Source organism: Streptomyces sp. NPDC056486 (assembly GCF_042795295.1).
In the GTDB taxonomy this organism is placed as follows: domain Bacteria; phylum Actinomycetota; class Actinomycetes; order Streptomycetales; family Streptomycetaceae; genus Streptomyces.
This window is the reverse complement of the sequence record NZ_JBHTSF010000030.1, coordinates 15,184-41,277: the sequence shown is the minus strand read 5'-3', so window position 1 is coordinate 41,277 and position 26,094 is coordinate 15,184. Positions and strand designations below refer to the sequence as shown.

The window sequence follows — 26,094 nt, the reverse complement described above, 5'->3', positions numbered from 1 at the left end:
GGTCAGACCCGTGTCACCGATGAGACCGGCATCATGCCGACCGGGTCGTAGCGCACGGGCGCTCCGGGGTAGGGCGCGTGCACGACCTGGCCGTTGCCCATGTACATCCCGATGTGGCTCGCGTCGTCGCGGTAGGCGACCAGGTCACCGGGCTTGGCCTGCGAGAGGGGCACCTGCTGCCCGGCGTACCGCTGCGCCTGCGAGGTACGCGGCAGGCCCACACCCGCCTGCCCGTACGACCACTGCATGAGGCCCGAACAGTCGAAGCCGGAAGGGCCGTTGGCACCCCACACGTAGGGGCGGCCCACCGCGGAGCGTGCCGCCGCTACGGCGGCGGCGGCCCGTGACGAGGACGGCACGGCGCTCCCGAGGTCGGGCAGGTCGCCGCGCCCCGAGCGAGACGCCCTGTCGTACTGCTCCCGGTCCCGCGAGGACAGCGAGTTGAGCAGCTTGCGCGCCTTGGCGAGCTTGTGCTCGACGCCGCGCTTGTGGCGGGCCACGGCGGCGCGGCTCTTCTCGAGCTCGGAGAGTTTGTGGCCGGCCTCCGTGCGCTCCTGGGAGAGGCTGCGCTGGGCTTTCTGGAGATCGGTCAGTTCACCGGCCTGCCGGATGCTGATGCGGTCGAGCGCCGCCGCCTTGTCCAGATAGCCGTCCGGGTCGGAGGAGAGCAGCAGGGCCAGGGAGGGGTCGATGCCGCCCGAGCGGTACTGGGCCCCGGCGAGCGAACCGAGCGCGCCGCGCATCGTGTTGATGCGCTCCTGGCCGCGGGCGACGCTGTCCTTGGCCCGCTCGACCTGCCCCCGCAGTGTGTCCGCACGCTCATCGGCCTTGTTGTACAGCTCGGTGGCCTTCTCGGCCTGCTCGAAGAGGCGGTCCACCTTGGCCTTGGTGGTGGTCGGCGTGTCCTGCGGCGCGGCGCCCGCCGGTGCGGCGCCGAGGGCGGCCGCAGCGGTGGCCGCAGCGGCCGAAAGGATGGTGACGCGCGTGCTCCGGTCGAGGCCGGACAGTGCGAGACGACGATGGGACCCCACGGGAAGCCGCTCTCCCTCCGCATGACGGACCCCCGGGCGGACCCGGGGGAAAGTCCCCCGATGCGTCGGGGGAATGCGCGCGACAGTAGCCGTGGGATCACGTCACGGCCAAAGACCCTGCCGTGTACACACCGTGACGCCCCGCCGGAGACGCAGGTCACCGACGGGGCGCGGGGTCAGCGTGAGTTACCGGAATTCGCCCGTTTGGGCGGTACTCCGGTCGTTTCAGATGCGGACGCCGAACTGGAAGGAGCCGATGGTGGACATCGACTCGTAGCGCACCACGGCGCCCGGCTTCGGGGCGTGGAGCACCTGGCCGTTGCCCGCATAGAAACCGACGTGCGCGAGGCTGTTGAAGAACACCAGGTCGCCGGGCTTCAGCTCGCCGCGGCCGATCTTCGTGCCGTCGTTCTGCTGGGTGTACGTGGTCCGGGTGATCTGGACACCGGCCTGGTTGTACGCCCACTGCGTGAGGCCCGAGCAGTCGTAGGAGTTGGGGCCGCTGCCGCCGGACACGTACGGCTTGCCGACCTGCGTGGCGGCGGCGCTCAGGGCGGCCTGGCCGCGCTGCGAGGCAGGGACCTCCTTGCCGAGGTCCACGCGGTCGCCGGCGTCGCGGCTGGCGCGCGTCTCCTTCTCGGCGAGGGCCGCCTTCTCCTTGGCGGTGAGGGTGTTGAGCAGCTTCTGGGCGGCGCCGAGCTTGCTCTGGACTTCCTTCTTCTTCTTGCCCAGTTCCGTGCGCGTGTCGGCGAGGTCCTTGAGCTTGTCGGAAGCCTCCTTGCGCTCCTGCGCGAGGGTCCGCTGCTTCTCCTGGACCTTCTTGAGCGCCTCGACCTGCTGGCCGCTCAGCTGGTCCATGGTCGACGCCTTGTCCAGGTAGTCGTCCGGGTCGGCCGAGAGGAAGAGCTGGACGGAGGGGTCGAGGCCGCCGGAGCGGTACTGCGCGCTGGCCATCGAACCGAGGCCGTCGCGCAGGTCGTTGAGGCCCTCCTGGCCGCGTGCGACCTTGTCCTGAAGCTCGCCGATCTCCTTCTCGAGCTTCTCCTGCTTCTCCTTGGCGCCGTTGTACCGGTCGGTGGCCCGGCCCGCGTCCTCGTAGAGCTTGTCGACCTTGGACTTGACCTCGTCCTTGCTCGGCTTCTCACTCGGGGCCGCGTTGGCCGCCTGGGAGGTGAGTGCGACGGCAGCGGCGGCGGTGGCGGTGAGCACGGTCACGCGCGCGCGGCTCGGCTGCTTGGGTCGACGGTGGGACGCCACGAAGGCGGCTCCTTCTTCCTCCAGCCGCCTACCGAGACCCGGTCGGCGGGTACCACCGCTGCCACCCCGGATGGGTGATCAACCGAGCGGAGGTTCGAGGCGAGACCTTAGTGACCTTCTTGTGATCAGTTCAAATCCTGACCGGAAAAAAGGGGGGTGCGGGGCGCATATTTTACCGATAACGCACAGGCTGTAATGATCAATTGACGCTACGTTGCGTAGTCGGAGCCTCAATTCGAGCATACGGAACAGGAGTTACTTGCGTACTCTTTGCAGCGCGAACGGGGCGCACGTCAGCCACGCGCGAGCCCCTTGCGTCAGCCGCGTGAGAGCCGCTTCAGGAGGACGACCGAAGCGACCGGACGCGCCCCCGCCTTCGCGATCCCGTCGGCCACTTCGCGGTCGGTCGACACGACGACCACGGGGCGCCCGGGAGGCTCGGCGCGCACCAGTTGGCGGATCAGTTCGTCCGCGGTGACGCCGGGCTTGGAGAACAGCACCCGCACCCCTCGCGGCGGCGCGAGCAGCACGGGCGCGGCGAGTTCGGCCCCGTCGAAGACACAGGTCATCTCGGCGCCGGTCTGCGCGGCCAACTGGGAGAGCGAGCCGAGAAGGCGCAGCCGCTGCTTCTCCAGGGGCATCGTCGGATAGCCGGTCTTGGTGACGTTGTAGCCGTCGACGACCATGTGCGCCTGCGGCAGCGCGAGCAGCTGGTCGAGGATCGCCGGGTCGTTCTCGGAGAGCGCGCGGGCGGCGATGTCCTTCGGCGTCATCCGGCCCGGCTCGACGGCGTCCACGGTCTCGGCGGGCCGCACGGAGACGGGCGGCAGGGCCAGTTCACGGCGCAGCCCCTGGGCGGACTCCAGGACCGTGTCGAGCAGCAGGCGCACCCGCATGTCCTCGACGCTGCGGCCCTCGCGTGCCGCCCTGCGGCTGGCCTCCAGGGCGGCCTCCGTCTCGCTGAGCCGCGCCTTGAGCCGCCGGGACTCGCTCTCGGCGGCGGACAGCTGCGCCTGGCCGTCGGCGCGTGCCGCATCGAACTCGGCGGTGGCCTTGCGCAGGGCCGCCTCGCCGCGCTTGACGTCGCTGAGGGCGCCGCGCAGCTTGCGATGCATCGATTCGGCTTCCTTCTTCGCCGACTCGAGCTCCGCGCGCAGCCGTTCGGTGTCGGCCTTCGTCTGACCGCGGGCGACGGAGAGTTCCTCGCGCAGCCGTTCGAGCTCGACCCTCGTCTCGTCGTCCACGCGCTCGGCGTCCGCCCGCTGGGCTTCCTCGCCCGCGGCGGTCACCAGCTTCACCCAGCCGGTGGGACGCAGTACATAGGCCGCGGCCGCCACATCGAGGGGGTCCGCGGCCGGGGGTGGTGATCCCGCGTCCAGGGCGCCGGTGAGCTCGGGCTGCGTCTCTCTGAGACGTTCGCCGATGCGCTGGCGGAAGAGCGGGTCGCCCTCCAGTGCCGTCGCCATCGCGTTGCCCGCGAACTTCGTGCGCCGGGTCGGCGTGAAGCGGGCGTACTGCCGCAGCTGTGCGGGCAGTTCGCTGACCGTGAGGCCGCCGAAGCCGTCCGAGACGATCTGGACGACCCGCCGGCGCACCCCGTCCGGCAGCGGACGGTCGAGCACCTCAGCGGTGCCGTCGTCCGGCTCCCCGCTCGCGCTCTCCACCATCCGTCACCCCACTAGCTGTGCGGGGCCCGCTCCCTCAGGAGCCGGCACCCGGCCTGTCCACGAGTTCCACCTGGTCCACCGCGTTGCACCAACGGCAGCGCACCGACTCGATGGTCTCACTGACCACCTCGCGTTCCTCGATGTTCGACTCACCGGCCAGGTCGAGGTGCACATATTCGACGACCTTCGAACTGCGGGTCACGTCGAAGCGCGTGAGGTTGCCGCAGAGCGCGCAGCGCCACCGGGTGGTGTCGGTCGGCAGAGGAACCGTCATCGTGGCTGTTCGCTTTCCTTCGGAATTCCATGGTGCGTGGTGCCCGTAACCCTAAGGCCTGTAAGGGTCTCCATGCGGCGGCCTCCCGCGCGGCGGGGCGCTCTGTACGGTTTGCTGCCCTTACGTCATGCTCTGTTCATGATCAAGACGTGGGGTACGACAGCGGGCCGGACACTCAGGGGACAGTCGGCCCCGGTGACGTACGGCCTGATCGCTGCCTGCTGTCTGGTGTTCCTGATCTCCCCCATGTCCGGGTTCAATCCCTCGTACGGCACGGGCGACAAGCTGCTCGCCGCCCAGCAGGCCTACTTCGAGCGCTGGGGCGTGGTCCCCGAGGAGCTGTTCAGCGGGGCGCTGCGGCCCGTGCTCGCCCCGGCCACCGCCCTCTTCGTGCACGGCAGCTGGCTGCACCTCCTGGGCAACATGCTCTTCCTCTTCGTCTTCGGGGCGATGGCCGAGGAACGGATGGGGCACTTCCCGTTCGCGCTCTTCTACCTCTGCTGCGGCTATCTCGCCCTGTTCGCCTACGCGGTCGCGCACGCGGGCTCCGACCAGACCCTGGTGGGCGCGTCGGGGGCGATCTCCGCGGTGCTCGGCGCGTTCCTGCGGCTCTTCCCGAAGGCGCGGGTCACCAGCCTCTTCCCGTTCCTCTTCTTCCTGCCGCTGCGCTTCCCCGCGTGGGTGGTGCTTCCGTTCTGGGTGGCGCTGCAGTGGCTTGCGGCGCTGCAGGGCGTGCAGGGTCCCGGAGTCGCCTATCTGGCCCATATCGTGGGGTTCTCGCTGGGCTTCTGCTACGCGTGGGTGCGGTATGGCAGGACGGCTAGAGTGAAGAAGCCAGCACCGGTTACCGAGGGAGACAGCCAGCCGTGATCACCGCGATCGTGCTCATCAGGACCAGCGTGGACCGGATCCCGGAGATCGCCGAGTCGATCGCCGCCCTCGACTGCGTCAGCGAGGTCTTCTCCGTGACCGGCACGTACGACCTGATCGCCATGGTGCGTGTCGCGCACCACGACGACCTTGCCGACGTCATCCCCGGCAAGATCAGCAAGATCCCCGGCGTGGAGGGTACGGACACCCATGTCGCGTTCCGCACGTACTCCCAGCACGACCTCGAAGCGGCGTTCGCCATCGGCCTCGACTCCTAGGCTCGCGCGGGCAGCTGCCGGATGAGGGTTTCTTCATCTGCGGCTCATGCTTCTGACGCGGTACGCCCCGCACGCTCACTGCCATGGTCTTCTCCCACCGCATGGCGGCCCTCGCCGCCGTAGTGGCGATCCCCCTCGGCATCGCCGCGACCAGTTACGCCCTGACCGACAGCCCCGAATCTCCCAAGGCCCCGCCCAAAGTGGAGCTGGAGAGCGGCTCGTCGTCATCGCCGTCACCTCCGTCGTCGCCTTCGCCGAAGCCCACCACTCCCCGGCCGACGCCGAGTGACGAGACGGTGTCCCCGCCGCCGGTGAGCGAGAATTCCCCGGGCGATGACAGCAACGACGACGACGGCAACGAAGACAGCGGCCGAGGCGACAACGACGACGACGGCCCCGGTGACGACGGCTGAACACCCGCTCCGCCGGATATCGGCCCGTGTCCGCATCCTGCTCTGGCTGCTCGTGGTGATGGCCGTCGCGCTCACCGCGGTCGCGGCGACCACGCGCTCCGTCCTGCTGCGCGACGTCGATCACCGCATCGACCGGCTCCTTGCCCAGGAGACCGCGGAGTTCACCAATCTCGCCCGCGAAGGGGTCGATCCGCACACCGGCCGGAAGTTCGCCGCTCCCGACCCCCTCCTGCGGCTCTTCCTGTCCCGTCAGTACGCCGACCCCGACGAGGAGCTCCTCGGCCTGGTCGGCCGCCCCGGGAAGGCGCCCGCGAAGAAGGAACAGTCGCGCGAGCCGCGGATCGACCATCCGCTCGCCGAGGACCCCGCCGCGCTGCGCACCGTCTTCGGGTCCCCCGACGCGACCGGCACGCTGCACCGCGACCGGGGCGAGGTCCGCTGGGCGAAGGTGGAGATCGCGGCGAGCGCGGGCCATCCGGCGGCGGCGTTCGTCGTCGCCTTCCACCCGGCGGGCGAACAGGCCAAGGCAGGTGACGTGTTCACGATGCTGCTCGCCATCTCCGGGGTCGCCCTCCTGATGACGACCGGCATCGGCTGGGTGGTCGCGGGGCGCATCCTCAAGCCCGTACGCCTGGTGCGTACGACCGCCGCGCAGCTCACCGAGCAGGATCTGACCCAGCGCATCCCGGTACAGGGAAGGGACGACATCGCCGCGCTCGCCGAGACGTTCAACGGCATGCTCGACCGCCTGGAGCGCGCGTTCGCCGCGCAACGGGAGTTCGTCGACGACGCGGGGCACGAGCTGCGCACCCCCATCACCATCGTCCGCGGCCATCTGGAGCTGATGGGCGACGATCCGCGCGAGCGCGAGGAGACGACCCGCATCGTCATGGAGGAGCTCGACCGGATGAGCCGGATCGTCGAGGACCTCCTCCTCCTCGCCAAGGCCGAACGCCCCGACTTCGTCACCCCGGAGCCGGTGCAGCTCGCCGAGCTGACCGCCGACGTCTTCGTCAAGGCGCGGGCGCTCGGCGACCGCGAATGGAAGCTGGCCGAAGTGGCCGACGGCGAGACAGGCCTGGACCCGCAACGCATCACCCAGGCGATGGTGCAGCTCGCCCAGAACGCCGTCCAGCACACCGTCCCCGGGCAGCGCATCGGCATCGGCTCGCGCGGCACGGCGGGCCGGATCGAGTTGTACGTCGCCGACAGCGGGCCCGGCGTCCAGGCGCAGGACGCCGCAGTGATCTTCGAGCGGTTCCGGCGCGGCACCGCACGCCGCGGCTCCCGGGCCACCGGCGCCGGACTCGGCCTGGCCATCGTGCGCGCGATCGCCGAAGGACACGGAGGGCAGGTCGAGCTGCGGCCCACGGAAGGCGGCGGCGCCACCTTCGTCCTCGTACTGCGAGAAGTACTGCGAGAACAGGAACCAGGACTGCCATGAACCGGATTCTCATCGTCGAGGACGAGGAGCGCATCGCCTCCTTCGTCGAGAAGGGCCTGCGCGCCAACGGCTTCACCACCACCGCGGTCGGTGACGGCGACGCGGCCTACGACTACGCCCTGACCGGCGGCTTCGATCTGGTCGTTCTGGACATCGGCCTGCCCGGCAAGGACGGCTTCACGGTCCTGCGGCAGCTGCGCGAGGCCCGCGTGAGCACCCCGGTCATCGTCCTTACGGCGCGCGACTCGGTGCGGGACACGGTGGCGGGCCTGGAAGGCGGCGCCGACGACTGGATGACCAAGCCGTTCCGCTTCGAGGAGCTGCTCGCGCGGGTGCGCCTGCGGTTGCGTACGGCGGCGGGGGCGCCGGAGGTGACGGTGCTGCGCAGCGGGGAGCTGACGCTGGATCTGCGCACGCGCAGGGCGCGTTCGGGCGAGCGGACCGTGGACCTGACGGCACGTGAGTTCGTGCTGCTCGAACTCTTCCTGCGTCACCCGGGGCAGGTGCTCTCCCGGGAGCAGATCCTGTCGCACGTGTGGGGCTACGACTTCGACCCGGGGTCCAACATCGTGGACGTGTACGTACGGGCGCTGCGCAAGAAACTGGGCGCCGAGCGGGTGGAGACGGTGCGCGGGATGGGGTACCGGCTGCCGGGATGACGACCCGCAGCCGGGGCCGTGGGTGAAATTCCTTTCATCAACGGCTCATTGAGGCCTCACGGCCGAGCCCGAGGCTCGTCATGTGACCCTGAATCCCCGCCGAGCCGTCATCCTGTGCATCGCGCTCAGCCTGTGCGCGCTGCTCCTGGTGCCCGGCAACTTCCCCGGCCTGAGCGGCGACGCACGCCTCACCCTCGGCGTGTTCGCCCTGGCGACCTGTGCGTGGATCGGTACACCGATCGACGACACGTACATCGCGCTCGGCGCCGGGCTCGCGCTCACCGCGACCGGGGTGATCAGCAGCGACACACTCTTCGGCACCCTCGGTGACGAGACGGTCTGGCTGCTGATCTGCGCCTTCGTGCTCGCCGCCGCGGTCGCCCGCAGCGGTCTCGCGGGCCGCGCGGCGGCCTTTCTCGTCAGCGGGGCCCGCACCGTACGGCAGTTGACGCACCTGACCACGGCCGCCCTGGTCGTGACGGCGTTCGCGGTGCCCGCCACGTCGGGCCGCGCCGCGCTCGCCCTTCCCGTCTTCCTCGCGCTCGCCAAAGTCCTCGCCGACCGCAGGCGCCTCGTGGTGATGCTCGCCCTGCTGTTCCCGACCGTGATCCTGCTCTCCGCGGTCGCGACCCTGATCGGTGCGGGCGCACACCTGATCACGGTGTCCGTGCTGTGGGAGGCCACCGGGGAGCGGATCGGCTTCACGCAGTGGATGCTGCTCGGCCTGCCGCTCGCCGTCGCCTCGTCCCACCTGGCCGCGGAGGCCGTCCTGTTGACGACGACACGGCCCGCGGACCGCGAAGGGCCGGTCCACATCACCGTCGAGCAGCTTCAGGAGCACAGCGAGCAGCCGGTCACCGGAGTCTGGGAGCCCGCGGAGACCCGCTGCGCCCTCCTGCTCGCCACGGTCGTCGCGCTCTGGTGCAGCGAACCGCTGCACCAGGTGCCGCCCGCCGTGGTCGCGCTGATCGGCGCGGTCGTCGCCTCGTCCCCCGCCCTCGGCACCGTACGCCTGAAGGACGCGTTGAAGACGGTGCCCTGGTCGCTGCTGCTCTTCATGGCCGCGACGATGGCGATGGGGGTCGCGCTCGCCGATTCGGGAGCGGCGAAGTGGCTGGTGGGCGGGGTCCCTCTTGACGTGCCGCCCTGGCTCTTCCTGACCGTCGTCGTGGCGGTCAGCACGGCCGCGCATCTGGTCCTGCAGTCCCGTTCGGCCCGCTCGTCCGTCCTGGTCCCCCTCGTCGTCGCGGCGGCCGTCGGCGCGGGCGTCAACCCGGTCGCGGCCGCCCTCGCCTCCACCGCGGCGGCCGGCTTCTGCCACACCCTGCCCGCGTCCGCGAAGCCCGTCACGCTCTTCGCCGACATCCCGGGCACCCCCACCTACACCCCGCGCGACCTGCTTCGCCTCTCCGCGGTCCTCGCACCGCTGACCGCCGCGCTCGTCCTGCTCTTCGCCGTCGCGCTCTGGCCGCTGCTCGGCGTACCCGTCCGCTAGTTCCCTCTGCCGTGGAGACCCTCATGCTGACCCGTTTCGCCATCGCCCCCAGCGGCTTCAAGGAGTCCCTGTCCGCGCAGTCCGCGGCCGAGGCCATCGCCGAAGGGGTACGCCGCGTCGTCCCGCACGCGGAGACCGATCTGATCCCCCTGGTGGACGGCGGCGAGGGCACCGCCCGCGCCCTGGCCACCACCGGCGGCGGCCGACTGGTCGCGCTGCCCGCCACAGGGCCCGTCGGCCAGCGGATCGGCACGCACTTCGCGCTGCTCCCGTCCGGCGTCGCCGTGGTGGAGATGGCCGCGGTCGCCGGGCTCTCGCTGGTACCGCGCGATCTGCGCGACCCGGGGGCCACGACGACGTACGGCGTCGGCGAGCTGATCAGCGCAGCGCTCGACGCGGGCGCCCGCCGCATCCTGGTGGGCTGCGGCGACTCCGGCACGTCGGACGGCGGCGCGGGGGCACTCCAGGCGCTCGGCGCCCGACTCCTCGACGCGGACGGCTGGGAACTCCCGCGCGGCGGCGGGGAGTTGATGCGGCTGAGCCGTATCGACCCCTCGGGCCTCGACCCCCGCCTGAAGGACACCGAGATCCGCGTCGCCTGCAACCCCTTCAACGTCCTGACCGGCGAGCGCGGCGTCGCCCGCGTCTTCGGCCCCCAGAAGGGCGCGACGCCCACCCAGGTCGAACAGCTGGCGGCGGCCCTAGAACACTGGGCGTACGTCCTGACCCGCGACCTGCGTGTCACGGCGGACCTCTCCCTCGGCCCCGGAACGGGCGCCTCCGGCGGTCTGGGAGCCGGTCTCGCGGCGCTCGGCGCCCAGCTGCTCCCCCGCTTCGACGTCCTGCTCGACCATCTGGACCTGGACGCGCGCCTGGCCCGCGCCGACCTCGTCGTCACGGCCGAGGGCGCCCTCGACCACCAGACCCCGCGCGGCAAGATCCCCGCAGAGGTGGCACGGCGCGCCAAGCGGTTCGGCCGCCCGGTCCTCGTCCTGGCGGGCACGATCGGCCAGGGCGCGCACCATGTACGGGCGGAGGGCGTGGACGCCTACAGCGCGATCCTGCCCGCGCCTGTCTCGCTGACCGAGGCACTCGGCCGTGGCGGAGAGTTCCTCACCGACGCGACCGAGCGGGCCCTGCGGATGATCGTTCTGGGGTCACGCCTGAAGGGACGGGACAAGGGACAGACCAAGGGGCGGACCAAGGCTCAGGCGGCCGTGGTGTCCGGCACGCACCGGCCTTCCTCGGTGCGGTAGTTCCAGCGGGCACCGTCCGCCACGAGCTCCTTCACGGCGCGCACGAAACGCTCCACGTGCTCGTCGGGGGTGCCCGCGCCGAAGCTGACACGGATCGCGTTCAGCGACTTCTCGCCGGGCGCGGCCTCGGGGGCACCGCACTCGCCCTGCGTCTGCGGGTCAGTGCCGAGCAGGGTGCGCACCAGCGGGTGGGCGCAGAAGAGGCCGTCGCGTACGCCGATGCCGTACTCGGCGGAGAGAGCGGCGGCGAAGTGCGAGCTGTTCCAGCCCTCGACGACGAAGGAGATGACACCGACGCGCGGCGCGTCGTCACCGAAGAGCGAGAGCACCTTCACGGCGGGCACCTCGGCGAGGCCTTCGCGCACCTTCGCGATGAGCTGGTTCTCACGGGCGACGAGCTCGTCGAAGCCCGCCTCGGTCAGCGCCTTGCAGGCGGAGGCGATCGAGTACACGCCGATGACGTTCGGCGAACCGGCCTCGTGCCGTGCGGCGGTGTCGTGCCACTCCACGTCCACGCCGCCGTCCGCACGCCGCGCGACCTTGCGCGAGGCGCCGCCGCCCGCGAGGTAGGGCTCGGCAGCCCGCAGCCAGTCGGAGCGGCCCGCGAGGACACCCGAGCCGAAGGGCGCGTACAGCTTGTGGCCGGAGAAGGCGACCCAGTCGACGTCGAGCTCGCTGATGGAGACGGGGTGGTGCGGGGCGAGCTGCGCGGCGTCGAGAACGATGCGGGCGCCGTGCGCGTGAGAGGCGGCGGCGAGCTCCTTGACCGGCCACAGCTCACCGGTGACGTTCGACGCGCCGGTCACGCAGACCAGGGCGGGACCGTAGGGGTCACGGTCTGCGAGGGCGCGCTCCAGGGTCTCGACGGCCTGCTCGGCGGTGCGCGGGGCGTTCAGGTACGTCACACGGGCGTCGCGCCACGGCAGGAGCGAGGCGTGGTGCTCGGTCTCGAAGACGAAGACCTGGCAGTCGGCAGGGAGGGCCGAGGCCAGCAGGTTGAGGGAGTCGGTGGTCGAACGGGTGAAGACGACCTGGTCGTCCTCGCGGCAGCCGAGGAACTCGGCGACGGTGACGCGGCTGCTCTCGAACAGGTCGGTGGAGAGCTGCGAGAGGTACCCGGCACCGCGGTGCACGCTGCCGTAGTACGGCGCGTACGCGGCCACGTCGTCCCACACGCGCTGCAGGGCCGGGGCGCTCGCCGCGTAGTCGAGCGCCGCGTAGGTCACCTCGCCGCCGGTCACGAGCGGCACGGTGACGTCACGGCCGAGGACCGCGAGCGGCGCGGCACAGCAGGGGTCGGCGGACTCGGTGGCGGTGGCCTGGGCGACGGCGGGGTGTGCGGACATGGCGATATCTCCCTGCGAGCAAGACGAAACAGCTGCCTAAGATCCCGTGCGGCAGCACAACTACTGCTCCGCGTACGGGTGTTGCCTCAACGCGCGGCGCTCTTCGCCGGGCGGAGGGGATACTGCGAACGGGGCCCGAGGCCCTATCGCATTCGCTTGCTCACGAGACTGCTCCCTTGAGGACCAGGACCCCAGGGGTACGACACTCATCGAGTGCGCAGGGGTCCGCGCTTGCCATACGCCTTGCTGCGTACGGCCTGGTCTTCACCCGGGGCACCCCGCCACGGACGGAGGGTTGCCGGACAGCGAGCCGGGGCCTAATCGCTGTCACTCATGACCTGCGCAGCATCTTGCCACACGATCTTCTCGGTGCACACCGCAGTCCGGGATCCGGACTGCGGCGTGCGCCACACTCACCTGTTGCTGGCCGCCACCCAAAGCTCCAGGGACTTCTTCGCGGCCCCGGAGTCGATCGACTCCGCCGCCTTCGCGATACCGGCGCCGATCTGCTCCACGAGGCTCCCCTCGCCCGGCGAGAGGGCCACCAGGGCCGCCGCCGTGTTGAGCAGCACGGCGTCCCGCACAGGGCCGCTCTCCCCGTCCAGGAGGCGCAGCGCCACCTCGGCGTTGTACGAGGCGTCAGCGCCCCGCAGCGCCTCCACAGGGACGAGGTCGATGCCGACGTCCCGCGGGTCGAAGGCCTCCTCGCGCACGGCGCCGTCCCGCACGACCCAGACCCGCGATGTCGCCGTGGTCGTCAGCTCGTCGAGCCCGTCGTCGCCGCGGAAGACGAGGGACGAGTGCCCGCGCTCGGCGAAGACCCCGGCCACGATCGGCGCCATCCGCGCGTCGGCGACCCCGACCGCCTGGGCCCGCACCTTGGCCGGGTTGGTGAGCGGGCCGAGGGCGTTGAAGACGGTCCTGATCCCCAGCTGGCTGCGCGCGGCGCCGGCGTGTCGCAGCGCCGGGTGGAACTTCACGGCGAAGCAGAAGGTGATCCCCGCTTCCTCTGCCACCTCGACCACCCGGTTCAGCGGCAGCTCCAGATTCACCCCGAGCTTCTCCAGGACGTCGGAGGCTCCCGATGCGCTGGAGGCGGCGCGGTTGCCGTGCTTGACGACCTTCGCGCCCGCGCCGGCGGCCACGATCGCGGACATCGTGGAGATGTTGACGGTCTTGGCGCCGTCACCGCCGGTGCCGACGATGTCGACCGTCCGGCCCGGCACCTCGATCACATTGGCGTGTTCGTACATCGTGCGTACGAGACCGGAGATCTCCTCCACGGTCTCGCCCTTGGCCCGCAGCGCGACCACGAAGCCGGCGATCTGCGCGTCGGACGCCTCGCCGCGCATGATGCGGTCCATGGCCCAGGCCGTGTCCTCGGTGCTCTGGTCACGTCCCTCAAGAAGACCGTTCAGTACACCGGGCCAGGAACGGGCCGCCGCGGTGTTGCCTCCTGCGGGGGTCACAGCGCTCATCTGCCGCTCCTGGGTTCGTTTAAGGCGTAGGACAGGAACACCTTATCCAGCCCGGGGGACGGCAAAGAGCCCCGTCCATGCACTGGATGCATGGACGGGGCTCTCGCCGTGGCGACCTTGTGGTCAGAGCATCAGAGGATCAGTGGTGGCCGTGGCCGCTCGTGATCTCCTTGTACTCCTCGGTGGTGGGCTTGGGGATCTGGTTGTCCTCCCCGTAGTAGCCCTTGGAGAGCTTGGCCCGGAGCTTCTGCGGCCCCGACACCTTGCGCTCGACGCCGTTCTCGTCGACCGAGGGGCCGATCTCGACCGGCGCGTACTGCTCGTGCGCGGTGAGCGTGTGCAGCTGCTCCTGGTTGAGCGGCTCGTGGACCTCGATGAACTCACCGTGCGGCAGGCGCTTGATGATGCCCGACTCGCGGCCGTGCAGGACCTTCTCCCTGTCGCGCCGCTGCAGACCCAGGCAGATCCGCTTGGTGGCGATGAAGGCGAGGACCGGTGCCACGAAGAAGGCGATGCGCACGAACCAGGTGATCGAGTTGATCGACAGATGGAAGTGCGTGGCCCAGAGGTCGTTTCCACCACCGACGAGCAACACGAAGTACCAGGTGATCCATGCGACACCGAAGGCCGTACGGGTCGGGACGTTGCGCGGGCGGTCCAGGATGTGGTGCTCGCGCTTGTCGCCGGTGACCCAGGACTCGATGAACGGATAGACCGCGATCGCGACCAGGACCAGCGGGAAGATGATCAGCGGGATGAACACACCCAGGACGAGCGTGTGACCCCAGGCGTTGATCTCCCAGCCCGGCATGACACGGATCAGCCCCTCGGAGAAGCCCATGTACCAGTCGGGCTGGGCTCCGGTGGAGACCTGGTCCGGACGGTAGGGGCCGATCGCCCAGATCGGGTTGATCGTGGCGAGCGCCGAGACGATCGCGATGACACCGAAGACCAGGAAGAAGAAGCCTCCGGCCTTCGCCATGTAGACGGGAAGCAGCGGCATGCCGACGACGTTCTTGTTCGTCTTGCCGGGGCCCGCGAACTGCGTGTGCTTGTGGTAGAAGACCAGGATCAGGTGCGCCACCACGAGGCCGAGCATGATGCCCGGCAGCAGCAGGATGTGCACCGAATAGAACCGGGCCACGAAGTCGCCGCCGGGGAACTCTCCGCCGAACAGGAACATCGAGAGGTACGTGCCCACGATCGGCACGGACAGGACCGCGCCCTGCATGAAGCGCACACCGGTACCGGAGAGCAAGTCGTCAGGGAGCGAGTAACCGGTGAAGCCGGTGAACATGCCCAGGACGAACAGCAGGAAACCGAAGACCCAGTTGACCTCGCGCGGCTTGCGGAAGGCACCCGTGAAGAAGACGCGCATCATGTGCACGAACATCGCCGCGAGGAAGATCAGCGCCGCCCAGTGGTGGATCTGCCGGATCAGCAGACCACCGCGCACATCGAAGCTGATGTGCATGGTCGAGTTGAACGCCTCGGACATCAGCTGGCCCTGCAGCGGGATGTAGCTGCCGTGGTACTCCACCTCGTTCATCGACGGGTGGAAGAACAGGGTCAGGTACACACCCGTGAGGATGATGATGATGAAGCTGTAGAGGCAGATCTCACCGAGCATGAAGGACCAGTGGTCCGGGAAGATCTTGCGCATGTTGGCCTTGGCCAGGGAGTAGATCCCCAGGCGGCCGTCGGCCCAGTCGGCGACCCGCTCACCGGCGGGCGCCTCCTTCTTACGGTTGTCGTTCGCCGAAGTGCTCATCCGCGCTCCCAGAATGCAGGACCGACGGGCTCGGCGAAGTCGCCGAGCGCCTCGAGGTAGCCCTCTTCGTTCACGGCGATGCGCAGCTGCGGCAGCGCGTGACCGGCCGGGCCGAAGATCACTCGGGCACCGTCGGAGAGGTCGAAGGTGGACTGGTGGCACGGGCAGAGGACGTGGTGCGTCTGCTGCTCGTACAGGGAGATCGGGCAGCCGACGTGGGTGCAGATCTTCGAGTACGCGACGACACCTTCGTGCGACCACTCGAGCTCTTGCTTGTCCTTGATGTCCGCCGGCTGAATCCGGACGATCATCAGGGCCGCCTTGGCGATCTCCTTCTGGAAGTCGTGATCGTGCTCCTCCAGGCCCTCGGGCTTGGCGAAGGTCAGCGATCCGACCGCGACGTCCGACGGCCGCAGCGGCTCGTTCGTGTTCATGTTCACGAGCAGCTTGCCCTTGGACCACAGCGTGTGCCGCAGCTTGTCCTCGGGCAGCGGACCGAGGTCACGCAGCAGGACGACGCCGGAGAGCGGCACCATGGCCAGCGCGCCGAACATCGTGTTGCGGATCAGCTTGCGCCGGCCGAACTGCGACTCCGCGGCACCGGCCTTGAAGTCGGCCATGACCTTGGCCTTGACCTCGGGCTCGGCCTCGATCGGGTGCCGCTCGTCGGCGACCTCCACATCGGACATCAGGGTGCGGGCCCAGTGGACCGCGCCCGCGCCGATGCAGAAGAGCGCCACACCCAGGGTCATGCCCAGGGAGAAGTTCAGCGCACTGATGTGGCCGATCGGGAAGATATAGACGATCTTGCCGACCGGGAAGGCCACGTACGAGGCGATGAAGCCGATCGTGGCCAGCATCGACAGCACGAACAGGAAGGCGACCGCACGCTCGGAACGCCTGGCGGCCCGCTCGTCGATGTCCTGGACACGATGCTCATGGGGCGGAAGCCCCGGGTCGGCGAACGGGTTCTCGTCCGCTACCGCGACCGAGCCGTGCTCGGTCTCCTGCGCGCTGGGCAGGTTCTCTTCTGATTTCTCTTGGCTACTCATGACTTCTTGGCCTTTGCGGTCCGAGCGGCGACCCACACGGCGACCGCGATCAGCGAGCCGAGACCGAAGATCCAGCCGAACAGGCCTTCACTGACCGGCCCCAGGCCACCCAGCTTGAGACCGCCAGGGCTCTCGGACTCTTCGCCGTTGACCGCGTCGAGGTACGCGATGATGTCCTTTTTGTTCTTCTCCGGCATGATCGTGTCGGGGAAGGACGGCATGTTCTGCGGGCCGGTCTGCATGGCCTCGTAGATGTGCTTCGGGGAGACATCTTCCAACGTCGGAGCGAACTTGCCGTTCGTCAACGCGCCGCCCTCACCGGTGAAGTTGTGGCACTGCGCGCAGTTGGTGCGGAACAGCTCGCCACCCTTGGCGATGTCCGCCCCGTCCGGGCTGTACTGCTTCTCGGTGGGGACGGTCGGTCCCGCGCCCAGCGAGGCGATGTACGCCGCGAGCTGGTCGATCTGGGCCTGGTTGTAGATGGCCTTCTTCTTCGGCGCCTGGGCGCCCGGCTGCTGCAGCGGCATGCGGCCGGTGCTGACCTGGAAGTCGACGGCGGCTGCGCCGACGCCCACCAGGCTAGGACCGTCGGAGGACCCCTGACCGCCGGTTCCGTGGCAGCTGGAGCAGCCCACGGAGTACAGCTTCTTGCCCTCGTCGATGGCGAGGGACTGGGCGGTGTCGTCGGCCTGCGCCTTGTCCGCCGGAGCGAACGCGGCGTACAGCCCCCCGGTGGCCGCCAGCGCGAGGAGTAGGACGACGACCGCCGCCAGGGGGTGGCGTCGTCGTGCGGAGAGCTTTTTCACGGATTACCCCGGTGTCAGGATCTTCTGCGTCGATGCTTCTGGAATGAGTCGGAACGTCGGGCCCGTCTGAGCCCGGCCTCCGTTTACTTGATCATGTAGATCGTGGCAAAGAGACCGATCCAGACAACATCGACGAAGTGCCAGTAGTAGGACACGACGATGGCTGCGGTCGCCTGCTCATGGGTGAACTTCTTGGCCGCATACGTCCTGCCGAGGACCAACAGGAAGGCGATGAGCCCGCCTGTCACGTGCATGCCATGGAAGCCGGTGGTCAGGTAGAAGACCGAGCCGTACGGGTCGGACGAGAGCGAGAGGCCCTCGTGCTTGACCAGCTCGGTGTACTCGTACACCTGACCACCAATAAAGACCGCACCCATGATGAAGGTGACGATGAACCACATCCGGAGCTTCTTCACGTCACCACGCTCAGCGGCGAACACGCCTAGCTGGCAAGTGAGGGAGGAGAGCACCAGGATCGTGGTGTTCGTCGCCGAGAACGGGAAGTTCAGCGCGGACGCCATTTCCTTCCAGTGCTCAGGTCCTGTCACCGATCGCAGGGTGAAGTACATCGCGAAGAGGGCCGCGAAGAACATCAGCTCGGAACTCAGCCAAATGATGGTTCCGACGCTGGTGAGGTTCGGCCGATTGACCGGCGGGTGCGCGTGCCCGGTATCTACTGTCGTTGCTGTCGCCACGACCGACATTATGTCGGTCGCTTATCCCGCCCTCACCCCGGGGGGTGCCGTTCGGAGTGTCTGAGGGGTGTGTCCTGCCCGTATGGCCCATCGAAGGGCTGTCCGAACCGCTGTTGACGGGGTGTCCGGAGGAGTAGCATCCGCGCATCGGTCCCCGGCCGAATGCCCCTCAACGAAGCGGAGGAACAATGCAGCCGACCGCCACGGTGCTGGTCTACAGCGACAACGCGAGCACCCGCGAGCAGGTCCGGTTGGCCACCGGACGCAGGCCGGCGGCGGACGTTCCCGCGGTCGAGTTCATCGAGTGCGCGACGCTGCCCGCCGTCCTGAAGGAACTCGACCGGGGCGGAATCGACGTCTGCGTCCTGGACGGCGAGGCGACGCCCGTCGGCGGCATGGGAGTCTGCCGTCAGCTCAAGGACGAGATCTTCCAGTGCCCGCCCGTGCTCCTGCTCATGGGACGCCCGCAGGACGCCTGGCTGGCCACCTGGAGCCGCGCGGAGGCAGCGGTGACCCTTCCGGTCGATCCCGTCGAGTTCGCGAGCTCTCTGGCCGCCCTGCTGCGCGACAGGCTCGCCATCCAGGCCTGACGGCACGACAGGAGGCCCCGCACCTCGGTGCGGGGCCTCCTGCGCTGTTCTGTGCCTTCTGCGGAGCCGCTGGACCTGAGCCGCTAGACCTGCGGCCGCAGCCGGGCCGCGTCGATCACCGTGGGGCCCTTCTTGACGCCGCCCAACAGGGCGCTGCCGTCCCGCCAGTCCTTCCAGCCCACGTTCCAGTCGCCCAGGCCGTTGCCGAACGGATCCATGTCCGCTCCGGCGCTGTTGACGACCTTCACGATGTCGCCCTGCCGGACGGTCTCGTAGAACCAGGCGGCGTCGTCGGTGCTCATGCCGGTGCAGCCGTGGCTGGTGTTCGCGTAGCCCTGCGAGCCGACCGACCAAGGAGCGGCGTGCACGTACTCGCCGGAGTCGGTGACCCGCGTCGCGTAGTAGACCATCTTGTCGTAGAAGTCCGATGCGCCGATGCTGGCACTGGTCATGCGTACGGAGTACTCCTTGCCGAGCACCACCTTGACGCCGTTGCGCGTGGAGTAGCCGGGCTTGCCCGTCGTCACCGGCATGGAGTTGATCTCCTCACCGTTGCGGTAGACGGTCATGTAGTGCGACCCGGCGTCCGTCACGGCCTCGACGCGGTCGCCGATGCTCAGCTTCAGGGGCTTGGCGTCGCCGCCCCAGAGCCTCTCGCGGACCTTGATGCCTTCGAGGTTGCTCCGTACGTTGATCTTCGCGCCCGCGGGCCAGTACTCCTTGGGGCGGTAGTGCAGCGTCTTGCTGTCCACCCAGTGCCAGGCGCCCAGCGTGGCGGGCATCGTCTCGACCTTGAGCGCGCGCTCCACGATCGCCCTGGCCTTCTTGCCCTTCACCTTGGCGCTGAGCTTTGCCGTGACCGGCTGCCCGACGCCGTACTTGCCCGAGTCGGGGCCGAAGGTGACGTCGAGGCGCTTCTTCTTCTGCGGGGCGTTCGTGTCGAACGTCAAGACCTTGCGGCCCGGCGATCCTTCCTCGTCCTCGGCGCTGACCCGCACCGTGTAGTGCGTACCCGCCGCGAGAGGCGTGGTGCTGTGCCAACGGGCGCCGTCGGCGGAGAGTTCACCGGCCACGTAACGGCCCATCGCGTCGGTGGCCGTCACATCGGTGATGCGCCCCTCATCGCCCTGGGACGTGACCTCCAGGGGCTTGTCCGGATCCGCCTTCTGGCTGCCCACAGGACCGTTGAAGGCGATCTGGCCCGCCGCGTCGTACGGCTTCGCCGAGAGCGGATGGCTGCCGGAGCCGCCACAAGCCGTGGTTCCCACCCCGAGGGCGGCCACCAGCAAGGTGCAGCTCAGTACCGTGCGGATTCGCGGTGAGTGGCTCATGAACACACGGTATGAAGGTTCATCGGCCTCGGCGCGCCGAGTGACCCGTCCGAGGTGGGGACGCCACACACGAGGGGCCCGGATGCTCCTGACGGAGTATCCGGGCCCCTCGATGAAGCGGTGAAGCAAGTGGAGCGGTGGAGCGGTGAATCACAGACTCACTGAGTCTGGTTCTCGCCCCGGTAGTACTCGAAGACCCAGCCGAAGAGGCCGATCATCAGGAGGGGGGCCGAGAAGTACAGCAGCCACCAGCCGAAGACGACTCCCAGGAAGGCGAACGCGCCACCGATGGCCAGCGAGAGCGGCTGCCAGCTGTGCGGGCTGAAGAAGCCCACCTCGCCGGCCTCGTCCGCTACGTCGGCCTCCTTGTTGTCCTGTGCGGCAGCGTCGACACGCCGGGCCGTGAAGGCCAGGTAGTAGCCGATCATGATGCACAGACCGAAAGCCAGGAACAGCGCGGTCGTACCGGCCGGCTCCTTCGACCACACGCCATAGACGATCGCCATGACGAGCACGAAGACGCTCAGCCAGATGAACATCTTGCCTTGGACCTTCACTTGCCGGCCTCCTTGCCGCCCGCGAGCGCCTTGTCACCGTGGCCGCTGTTCTCGAGCTGGTCGAGAGCCGCGATCTCAGGGTGATGCAGGTCGAACGCCGGGGATTCGGAACGGATCCGCGGCAGGGTGAGGAAGTTGTGCCGCGGCGGCGGGCAGGACGTCGCCCATTCGAGCGAGCGGCCGTAGCCCCACGGGTCGTCGACCTCGATCTTCTTGCCGTACTTGGCGGTCTTCCAGATGTTGTAGAAGAACGGCAGGATCGACAGACCGAGCAGGAACGAGGAGATCGTCGAGATCGTGTTCAGCGCGGTGAAGCCGTCGGCAGCGAGGTAGTCCGCGTAACGACGCGGCATGCCCTCGGCACCCAGCCAGTGCTGCACCAGGAACGTGCCGTGGAAGCCGATGAACAGCGTCCAGAAGGTGATCTTGCCGAGCTTCTCGTCCAGCATCTTGCCGGTCATCTTCGGCCACCAGAAGTGGAAGCCGGAGAACATCGCGAAGACCACGGTGCCGAAGACGACGTAGTGGAAGTGCGCGACCACGAAGTACGAGTCCGACACGTGGAAGTCCATCGGCGGCGAGGCCAGGATGACGCCGGTCAGACCACCGAAGGTGAAGGTGATCAGGAAGCCGACGGCCCAGAGCATCGGTGTCTCGAAACTCAGTGAGCCCTTCCACATCGTTCCGATCCAGTTGAAGAACTTCACGCCCGTTGGCACGGCGATCAAGAACGTCATGAAGGAGAAGAACGGTAGGAGCACGCCACCGGTGACGTACATGTGGTGCGCCCACACGGTCACGGAGAGACCCGCGATGGCGATCGTCGCGCCGATCAGGCCCATGTAGCCGAACATCGGCTTCCGGGAGAAGACCGGGATCACTTCGGAAATGATTCCGAAGAATGGTAGAGCGATGATGTACACCTCTGGATGGCCGAAGAACCAGAAGAGGTGTTGCCATAGCAGCGCGCCGCCATTGGACGCGTCGAATACATGGGCACCGAATTTACGGTCCGCCTCCAGGGCGAACAGCGCGGCGGCCAGGACCGGGAAGGCCAGCAGGACCAGTACGGCGGTCAGCAGGACGTTCCACACGAAGATCGGCATCCGGAACATCGTCATGCCAGGAGCACGCATGCAGATGATCGTGGTGATGAAGTTGACCGAACCGAGGATCGTGCCGAAGCCGGAGAAGGCCAGGCCCATGATCCACATGTCGGCGCCGATGCCCGGCGAGCGGACGGCGTCCGACAGCGGGGAGTAGGCGAACCAGCCGAAGTCGGCCGCACCCTGCGGGGTGAGGAAGCCGGCCACCGCGATGAGCGAGCCGAAGAGGTACAGCCAGTACGCGAACATGTTCAGCCGCGGGAACGCCACGTCGGGCGCGCCGATCTGCAGCGGCATGATCCAGTTCGCGAATCCGGCGAACAGCGGCGTCGCGAACATCAGCAGCATGATCGTGCCGTGCATCGTGAACGCCTGGTTGAACTGCTCGTTCGACATCAGCTGCGAGCCGGGACGAGCGAGTTCGGCGCGCATGAAGAGCGCCATGACGCCGCCGATGCAGAAGAACGCGAACGACGTGACCAGGTAGAGCGTGCCGATCGTCTTGTGGTCGGTGGTGGTGAGCCACTTGATGACCACAGCGCCCGGCTGTGCGCGCCGTACCGGCAGCTCGTTCTCGGACGAGTCTTCCGCTGCCGCGGCACCCTGAGGTTCGTTGAGGATGCTCACAGGTTGTTCGTCTCCCGGTTCTTCTCGTGCTTCGTCTGCTCGATGCCGGCCGGGATGTAACCGGTCTGGTTCTTCTTCACCAGGTCCTCGAGGTGCTTCTGGTAGCGCTCGGGGGAAACGACCTTGACGTTGAAGAGCATCCGGGAGTGGTCGACACCGCAGAGCTCGGCGCACTTGCCCATGAAGGTGCCCTCCCTGTTGGGAGTCACCTCGAAGGCGTTGGTGTGGCCCGGGATGACGTCCTGCTTCATGAGGAACGGCACCACCCAGAAGGAGTGGATGACGTCACGCGAAGTCAGGACGAACCGGACCTTCTCGCCCTTGGGGAGCCAGAGGGTCGGACCGGGGTTGCCGTTCTGCGGGTTCCGCTGGCCGGGCGTACCGACGTCGTAGACGCCGCCGGCGTTGGACGGGAAGGCATCGCGGAACTTGTCCGGGATGGCCTCCAGCTCCTTGGCCGACTTCGCGTCGTCCTTGTCGGAACCCTTCACGTTCTCGATGTAGTTGAAGCCCCAGCTCCACTGATAGCCGACCACGTTGACCGTGTGGGCAGGCTTCGCGTCGAGATGGAGGAGCTTCGACTCATCACGTGCCGTGAAGTAGAAGAGCACCGAGACGATGATGAGGGGGACCACCGTGTAGAGCGCCTCGATGGGCATGTTGTAACGCGTCTGCGGAGGTACCTCCACCTTGGTGCGGCTGCGCCGGTGGAAGATGACACTCCAGATGATCAGCCCCCATACCAGCACGCCCGTGATGAGCGCTGCCGCCCACGAGCCCTGCCAGAGGGAGAGGATCCGAGGTGCCTCTTCCGTTACCGGGGTCGGCATTCCAAGGCGGGGGAAATCCTTGTATGTGCAACCGGTAGCGGTCGCAAGGATCAGGCCCGCAGTCAGCACCTGCGGCAGCTTCCGCCGCATCGGGCGCCGCGACGAGCGGTCGGAGCCGTTGGGACTCACGTAGCGCCTTCCCGAGAGTCTCGGCCCGCGCGGTCGGGTGCGGCCTTCTCGGTCGTCGGTCGCCGCCCTGCGGCGGGCAGGGGTTTGGATGTTTATGCGGGCCAAACCTTACTGGACGCTATTTGGGGTCGCGCGGGGAGGGTGCCTAACGCGCCGCGGGTCACTCCGAAGGGTGTTAAGGCCCGACGTCCGGCCCTTTCTGACGGGGGGTCTGGCCGCCCATCAGCTCGGGACGGCCTATGGGTTCGCGGCCGCGGGTTCCTCGTGGCTTGTCGCACGGTTCCTCGCACCCCTTTGGGGCGCTCCCCCGGGCGCACGCTTTAGCGTTGCCGCGTGTCCTACTTCGATGTCGCGTCCTCCGCTCCCCTCCACCCCGTGGCCCGGCAGGCGCTGCAGGCCTCGCTCGATGAGGGGTGGGCCGATCCGGCGCGGCTCTATCGCGAGGGGCGGCGGGCCAGGCTGTTGCTCGACGCCGCGCGGGAGGCCGCCGCCGATGCGGTCGGGTGCCGCCCCGACGAGCTCTCCTTCACCTCTTCGGGTACGCGGGCCGTGCACGCCGGGATTGCCGGGGCGCTCGCGGGGCGTCGGCGTGTCGGGCGGCATCTGGTGGTGTCGGCGGTCGAACACTCTTCGGTTCTCCATGCGGCGGCGGCCCTCGAAGCCGACGGGGGGACGGTGACGGAGATCCCGGTGGACCGGTCGGGTGCGGTGTCCCCGGCCGCGTACGCCGCCGGTCTTCGCCCCGACACGGCCCTCACCTGCCTCCAGTCCGCCAACCACGAGGTGGGCACCGAGCAGCCGGTGGCCGATGTCGCTTCGGCGTGTCACGCCGCCGGGGTGCCGCTCCTCGTGGACGCGGCGCAGTCGCTGCCGTGGGGCCGGGTGGGCGGGGAGTGGTCGCTGCTCGCCGCGAGCGCCCACAAGTGGGGCGGGCCTGCGGGAGCCGGGCTGCTCGTCGTGCGTAAAGGGGTGCGGTTCGCCGCGCAGGGGCCTGCCGACGAGCGGGAGTCGGGTCGTGCCCCCGGTTTCGAGAACATTCCGGCGGTGGTCGCCGCCGCGGCCTCGCTCCGTGCCGTACAGGCCGAGGCCGCCGATGAGGGCGCCCGGCTGCGGGAGTTGACGGAGCGGATCCGGGCGCGGGTGCCGGGGCTCGTGGCGGACGTGGAGGTGGTGGGCGATCCGGTGCGGCGCCTGCCCCACCTGGTGACGTTCTCGTGTCTCTATGTCGATGGCGAGAGCGTGCTGCACGAGCTGGACCGGGCCGGTTTCTCGGTCTCGTCCGGCTCCTCCTGCACCAGCTCGACACTGACCCCGAGCCACGTCCTGAAGGCGATGGGCGTACTGAGCGAGGGCAACGTCCGCGTGTCACTCCCACGGGGGACCCAGGAAGCGGAGGTGGAGCGTTTTCTGGAGGTGCTGCCGGGCGTGGTGGCCTCGGTGCGCGAACAACTGGGCGTGCCGATGGTGCCGGTGGCGCGTGCGGAGTCCGCTTCCCTGGTCGTGGACGCGCTCGGCAAGCGCTGCCCGCTCCCCGTCATCGAGCTCGCGAAGGTCATCGGGGACGTACCGGTGGGCGGCACCGTCACGGTCCTCGCCGACGACGAGGCGGCACGGCTCGACATCCCCGCGTGGTGCGAGATGCGGGGGCAGGAGTACGTGGGCGAGGAGTCGGCGGACCACGGCATCGCCTATGTGGTCCGCCGGAGCTCCTGACCGGGCCTGGCGGGGCCCGAAGGCCCCGGGCCCGGGCCTTCGGGCTAGACCAGGTGGCCCTTGACCTCGGACGCCGCCGCATGGCCGTACGCCTTGGTGAAGCGGTCCATGAAGTTGCTGCGCTGCAGCTCGTACTCCTGCGTGCCGACGGTCTCGATGACCAGGGTGGCGAGCATGCAGCCGACCTGCGCCGCGCGCTCGTGGGAGACGCCCCAGGCGAGGCCCGAAAGGAAGCCCGCGCGGAAGGCGTCGCCGACGCCGGTCGGCTCGACCTTCGCCTCTTCCTCGGGGGTGCCGACCTCGATCGGGTCGTGGCCCGTGGACTCGATGCGCACGCCGCGCGAGCCGAGGGTCGTCACGCGGTGGCCGACCTTCGAGAGGATCTCGGCGTCGGTCCAGCCGGTCTTGGACTCGATGAGCCCCTTCTCGTACTCGTTCGAGAAGAGGTACGTGGCGCCGTCGAGGAGCGTACGGATCTCCTCGCCCTCCATGCGCGCGATCTGCTGGGAGAAGTCCGCGGCGAAGGGGATCGCGCGCGTCCGGCACTCCTCGGTGTGGCGCAGCATCGCCTCGGGGTCGTCCGCACCGATGAGGACGAGGTCGAGGCCGCTCACGCGGTCGGCCACGGTCTTCAGTTCGATGAGGCGGGCCTCGCTCATCGCGCCCGTGTAGAACGAGCCGATCTGGTTGTGGTCGGCGTCCGTGGTGCACACGAAGCGGGCCGTGTGCAGCGTCTCGGAGATACGGACCGATGCCGTGTCCACGCCGTGCCGGTCGAGCCAGGCGCGGTACTCGCCGAAGTCCGAACCCGCGGCTCCGACCAGGATCGGGTCGGAGCCGAGCTGGCCCATACCGAAGCAGATGTTGGCGGCGACACCTCCCCTGCGTACGTCTAGGGCGTCGACCAGGAAAGAGAGAGAAACCGTGTGCAGCTGATCCGCGACCAGTTGGTCGGCGAAGCGGCCGGGGAAGGTCATCAGGTGGTCGGTGGCGATGGAGCCGGTGACTGCGATACGCACGACGGCATGCTCCTGTGGAGGAGAGGCGAGGGGTTGACACTTCACGCTACCGGGTCGGTGCACCCCCGCTGAAGAGGCCAAACTACCCGTTAGTAGGTCTTTTTTCGCGAGGTCCGCGATGCGTACGGTGCGGTCATGGCCGTTATCTCGAAGCATGTCGTCACCAAGCGTTCGATCGAGCTGCCCTCCGAGCCCCTGGAGAACATGGAGACGCTGCGCGGCGACTGCGCCCGCATGGCCCCGCACTGGGTGACCCCCGCTGTCGCCGCGACCGCTCCGGTGTCACCCGCTCTGATCCACGGGATCAGCGTCCCGCCCGCATCCGCCCGACTGATCGACGGCATGTCCGAGTACGGCGACTGAGGCGAGGGCCGGCCGCCGGACCGGCCCGGGCGTCGGC

25 protein-coding genes and 1 riboswitch are annotated in these 26,094 nt (G+C 68.9%); of the genes, 10 read left to right on the top strand and 15 right to left on the bottom strand.

Translation table 11 applies throughout. The features are described 5' to 3' along the window. Window positions 1-2: 2 nt before the first annotated feature. The 4 genes from ACFQ7F_RS15035 to ACFQ7F_RS15020 all read right to left on the bottom strand — a co-directional run bounded on the left by ACFQ7F_RS15035 (window position 3) and on the right by ACFQ7F_RS15020 (window position 4,229). The gene (locus ACFQ7F_RS15035; RefSeq protein WP_383270447.1) at window positions 3-1,031 is read right to left on the bottom strand and encodes an NlpC/P60 family protein; all 1,029 of its coding nucleotides are present in this window, start codon (window positions 1,029-1,031) and stop codon (window positions 3-5) included. Window positions 1,032-1,256: 225 nt separating this feature from the next. Next, on the bottom strand, window positions 1,257-2,288 hold the full coding sequence (locus tag ACFQ7F_RS15030; protein ID WP_383270445.1) for a C40 family peptidase: 1,032 nt from the start codon (window positions 2,286-2,288) through the stop codon (window positions 1,257-1,259). A gap of 317 nt (window positions 2,289-2,605) precedes the next feature. Beyond that, on the bottom strand, window positions 2,606-3,955 hold the full coding sequence (locus ACFQ7F_RS15025) for an NYN domain-containing protein (RefSeq protein ID WP_383270443.1): 1,350 nt from the start codon (window positions 3,953-3,955) through the stop codon (window positions 2,606-2,608). A gap of 34 nt (window positions 3,956-3,989) precedes the next feature. Further along, window positions 3,990-4,229 carry a hypothetical protein gene (locus ACFQ7F_RS15020; RefSeq protein ID WP_383270441.1) on the bottom strand — a complete coding sequence of 80 codons (240 nt, stop codon included), beginning with the start codon at window positions 4,227-4,229 and terminating at the stop codon, window positions 3,990-3,992. Window positions 4,230-4,367: 138 nt separating this feature from the next. Here ACFQ7F_RS15020 and ACFQ7F_RS15015 point away from each other — a divergent pair, with 138 nt between their 5' ends. The 7 genes from ACFQ7F_RS15015 (at window position 4,368) to ACFQ7F_RS14985 (ending at window position 10,644) form a co-directional block, all read left to right on the top strand. After that, on the top strand, window positions 4,368-5,099 hold the full coding sequence (locus ACFQ7F_RS15015; protein WP_383270439.1) for a rhomboid family intramembrane serine protease: 732 nt from the start codon (window positions 4,368-4,370) through the stop codon (window positions 5,097-5,099). Further along, window positions 5,096-5,377 (top strand): Lrp/AsnC family transcriptional regulator, encoded by a 282-nt coding sequence (locus ACFQ7F_RS15010; RefSeq protein ID WP_383270438.1) that lies wholly within the window; start codon window positions 5,096-5,098, stop codon window positions 5,375-5,377. Before ACFQ7F_RS15015 ends, ACFQ7F_RS15010 begins: the two co-directional genes overlap by 4 nt. 83 nt (window positions 5,378-5,460) lie before the next feature. Beyond that, window positions 5,461-5,790 carry a small secreted hydrophilic protein gene (locus ACFQ7F_RS15005; protein ID WP_383270436.1) on the top strand — a complete coding sequence of 110 codons (330 nt, stop codon included), beginning with the start codon at window positions 5,461-5,463 and terminating at the stop codon, window positions 5,788-5,790. Beyond that, entirely contained in the window at window positions 5,711-7,234 is a 1,524-nt protein-coding gene (locus tag ACFQ7F_RS15000; protein ID WP_383270434.1) for an ATP-binding protein, read from the top strand. Before ACFQ7F_RS15005 ends, ACFQ7F_RS15000 begins: the two co-directional genes overlap by 80 nt. Further along, window positions 7,231-7,893 carry a response regulator transcription factor gene (locus ACFQ7F_RS14995; protein ID WP_361199069.1) on the top strand — a complete coding sequence of 221 codons (663 nt, stop codon included), beginning with the start codon at window positions 7,231-7,233 and terminating at the stop codon, window positions 7,891-7,893. Before ACFQ7F_RS15000 ends, ACFQ7F_RS14995 begins: the two co-directional genes overlap by 4 nt. Window positions 7,894-7,981: 88 nt before the next feature. Continuing rightward, a complete protein-coding gene (locus ACFQ7F_RS14990; RefSeq protein ID WP_383270504.1) occupies window positions 7,982-9,388 on the top strand; it encodes an SLC13 family permease in 1,407 nt (468 codons plus the stop codon). Between the two features lie 23 nt (window positions 9,389-9,411). Next, a complete protein-coding gene (locus ACFQ7F_RS14985; protein WP_383270432.1) occupies window positions 9,412-10,644 on the top strand; it encodes a glycerate kinase in 1,233 nt (410 codons plus the stop codon). Here the strand turns inward: ACFQ7F_RS14985 and ACFQ7F_RS14980 are convergent. The 6 genes from ACFQ7F_RS14980 to ACFQ7F_RS14955 form a co-directional block, all read right to left on the bottom strand. Then, on the bottom strand, window positions 10,596-11,990 hold the full coding sequence (locus tag ACFQ7F_RS14980) for an aminotransferase class V-fold PLP-dependent enzyme (protein WP_383270430.1): 1,395 nt from the start codon (window positions 11,988-11,990) through the stop codon (window positions 10,596-10,598). The genes ACFQ7F_RS14985 and ACFQ7F_RS14980 overlap by 49 nt on opposite strands. Before the next feature lie 222 nt (window positions 11,991-12,212). Next, window positions 12,213-12,329, bottom strand: a riboswitch (SAM riboswitch). Window positions 12,330-12,403: 74 nt separating this feature from the next. Continuing rightward, complete coding sequence (gene trpD / locus ACFQ7F_RS14975) at window positions 12,404-13,468, bottom strand: anthranilate phosphoribosyltransferase (protein WP_383270428.1); 1,065 nt, start codon at window positions 13,466-13,468, stop codon at window positions 12,404-12,406. A gap of 139 nt (window positions 13,469-13,607) precedes the next feature. Next, window positions 13,608-15,239, bottom strand: coding sequence for a cytochrome bc complex cytochrome b subunit (locus ACFQ7F_RS14970; RefSeq protein WP_383270426.1), 1,632 nt, complete (start codon window positions 15,237-15,239; stop codon window positions 13,608-13,610). Then, on the bottom strand, window positions 15,236-16,291 hold the full coding sequence (locus ACFQ7F_RS14965; protein ID WP_383270425.1) for a Rieske 2Fe-2S domain-containing protein: 1,056 nt from the start codon (window positions 16,289-16,291) through the stop codon (window positions 15,236-15,238). Before ACFQ7F_RS14965 ends, ACFQ7F_RS14970 begins: the two co-directional genes overlap by 4 nt. Further along, window positions 16,288-17,097, bottom strand: coding sequence for a c-type cytochrome (locus ACFQ7F_RS14960; RefSeq protein ID WP_383270423.1), 810 nt, complete (start codon window positions 17,095-17,097; stop codon window positions 16,288-16,290). Before ACFQ7F_RS14960 ends, ACFQ7F_RS14965 begins: the two co-directional genes overlap by 4 nt. Before the next feature lie 83 nt (window positions 17,098-17,180). Further along, window positions 17,181-17,801: a heme-copper oxidase subunit III gene (locus ACFQ7F_RS14955; protein WP_383270422.1), complete on the bottom strand. Its 621-nt coding sequence runs from the start codon at window positions 17,799-17,801 to the stop codon at window positions 17,181-17,183. A 179-nt stretch (window positions 17,802-17,980) separates the two neighbouring features. Here ACFQ7F_RS14955 and ACFQ7F_RS14950 point away from each other — a divergent pair, with 179 nt between their 5' ends. Beyond that, a complete protein-coding gene (locus tag ACFQ7F_RS14950; protein ID WP_383270420.1) occupies window positions 17,981-18,382 on the top strand; it encodes a hypothetical protein in 402 nt (133 codons plus the stop codon). Between the two features lie 83 nt (window positions 18,383-18,465). Here ACFQ7F_RS14950 and ACFQ7F_RS14945 read toward each other — a convergent pair whose 3' ends face one another. The 4 genes from ACFQ7F_RS14945 to coxB form a co-directional block, all read right to left on the bottom strand. Then, on the bottom strand, window positions 18,466-19,713 hold the full coding sequence (locus tag ACFQ7F_RS14945) for an Ig-like domain-containing protein (RefSeq protein ID WP_383270419.1): 1,248 nt from the start codon (window positions 19,711-19,713) through the stop codon (window positions 18,466-18,468). Between the two features lie 158 nt (window positions 19,714-19,871). Continuing rightward, window positions 19,872-20,270: a cytochrome c oxidase subunit 4 gene (locus tag ACFQ7F_RS14940; RefSeq protein WP_383270417.1), complete on the bottom strand. Its 399-nt coding sequence runs from the start codon at window positions 20,268-20,270 to the stop codon at window positions 19,872-19,874. Next, window positions 20,267-22,003: a cytochrome c oxidase subunit I gene (ctaD, locus tag ACFQ7F_RS14935; RefSeq protein WP_383270415.1), complete on the bottom strand. Its 1,737-nt coding sequence runs from the start codon at window positions 22,001-22,003 to the stop codon at window positions 20,267-20,269. The genes ACFQ7F_RS14940 and ctaD overlap by 4 nt, the downstream gene beginning before the upstream one ends. Beyond that, window positions 22,000-22,962 carry a cytochrome c oxidase subunit II gene (coxB, locus tag ACFQ7F_RS14930; RefSeq protein WP_383270413.1) on the bottom strand — a complete coding sequence of 321 codons (963 nt, stop codon included), beginning with the start codon at window positions 22,960-22,962 and terminating at the stop codon, window positions 22,000-22,002. The genes ctaD and coxB overlap by 4 nt, the downstream gene beginning before the upstream one ends. A gap of 333 nt (window positions 22,963-23,295) precedes the next feature. On the opposite strand from coxB, the gene ACFQ7F_RS14925 reads away from it, so the two are divergent. Next, window positions 23,296-24,675: a cysteine desulfurase/sulfurtransferase TusA family protein gene (locus ACFQ7F_RS14925; protein WP_383270411.1), complete on the top strand. Its 1,380-nt coding sequence runs from the start codon at window positions 23,296-23,298 to the stop codon at window positions 24,673-24,675. Window positions 24,676-24,719: 44 nt separating this feature from the next. On the opposite strand, the gene ACFQ7F_RS14920 is transcribed toward ACFQ7F_RS14925, so the two are convergent. After that, window positions 24,720-25,694, bottom strand: coding sequence for a carbohydrate kinase family protein (locus tag ACFQ7F_RS14920; protein ID WP_383270410.1), 975 nt, complete (start codon window positions 25,692-25,694; stop codon window positions 24,720-24,722). 135 nt (window positions 25,695-25,829) lie between these two features. Between ACFQ7F_RS14920 and ACFQ7F_RS14915 the strand changes: the two genes are divergently transcribed. After that, window positions 25,830-26,057, top strand: a complete 228-nt coding sequence (locus ACFQ7F_RS14915) for a hypothetical protein (protein WP_383270510.1) — start codon at window positions 25,830-25,832, stop codon at window positions 26,055-26,057. Window positions 26,058-26,094 lie beyond the last annotated feature (37 nt).

What these genes read in the sequence shown, in the direction of transcription:
- ACFQ7F_RS15025 (WP_383270443.1), bottom strand. Translation starts at nt 3,955, where the DNA reads ATGGTGGAGAGCGCGAGCGGGGAGCCGGACGACGGCACCGCTGAGGTG.
- ACFQ7F_RS15020 (WP_383270441.1), bottom strand. Translation starts at nt 4,229, where the DNA reads ATGACGGTTCCTCTGCCGACCGACACCACCCGGTGGCGCTGCGCGCTC.
- ACFQ7F_RS15015 (WP_383270439.1), top strand. Translation starts at nt 4,368, where the DNA reads ATGATCAAGACGTGGGGTACGACAGCGGGCCGGACACTCAGGGGACAG.
- ACFQ7F_RS15005 (WP_383270436.1), top strand. Translation starts at nt 5,461, where the DNA reads ATGGTCTTCTCCCACCGCATGGCGGCCCTCGCCGCCGTAGTGGCGATC.
- ACFQ7F_RS15000 (WP_383270434.1), top strand. Translation starts at nt 5,711, where the DNA reads ATGACAGCAACGACGACGACGGCAACGAAGACAGCGGCCGAGGCGACA.
- ACFQ7F_RS14995 (WP_361199069.1), top strand. Translation starts at nt 7,231, where the DNA reads ATGAACCGGATTCTCATCGTCGAGGACGAGGAGCGCATCGCCTCCTTC.
- ACFQ7F_RS14985 (WP_383270432.1), top strand. Translation starts at nt 9,412, where the DNA reads ATGCTGACCCGTTTCGCCATCGCCCCCAGCGGCTTCAAGGAGTCCCTG.
- ACFQ7F_RS14980 (WP_383270430.1), bottom strand. Translation starts at nt 11,990, where the DNA reads ATGTCCGCACACCCCGCCGTCGCCCAGGCCACCGCCACCGAGTCCGCC.
- trpD (WP_383270428.1), bottom strand. Translation starts at nt 13,468, where the DNA reads ATGAGCGCTGTGACCCCCGCAGGAGGCAACACCGCGGCGGCCCGTTCC.
- ACFQ7F_RS14970 (WP_383270426.1), bottom strand. Translation starts at nt 15,239, where the DNA reads ATGAGCACTTCGGCGAACGACAACCGTAAGAAGGAGGCGCCCGCCGGT.
- ACFQ7F_RS14965 (WP_383270425.1), bottom strand. Translation starts at nt 16,291, where the DNA reads ATGAGTAGCCAAGAGAAATCAGAAGAGAACCTGCCCAGCGCGCAGGAG.
- ACFQ7F_RS14955 (WP_383270422.1), bottom strand. Translation starts at nt 17,801, where the DNA reads ATGTCGGTCGTGGCGACAGCAACGACAGTAGATACCGGGCACGCGCAC.
- ACFQ7F_RS14950 (WP_383270420.1), top strand. Translation starts at nt 17,981, where the DNA reads ATGCAGCCGACCGCCACGGTGCTGGTCTACAGCGACAACGCGAGCACC.
- ACFQ7F_RS14945 (WP_383270419.1), bottom strand. Translation starts at nt 19,713, where the DNA reads ATGAGCCACTCACCGCGAATCCGCACGGTACTGAGCTGCACCTTGCTG.
- ACFQ7F_RS14915 (WP_383270510.1), top strand. Translation starts at nt 25,830, where the DNA reads ATGGCCGTTATCTCGAAGCATGTCGTCACCAAGCGTTCGATCGAGCTG.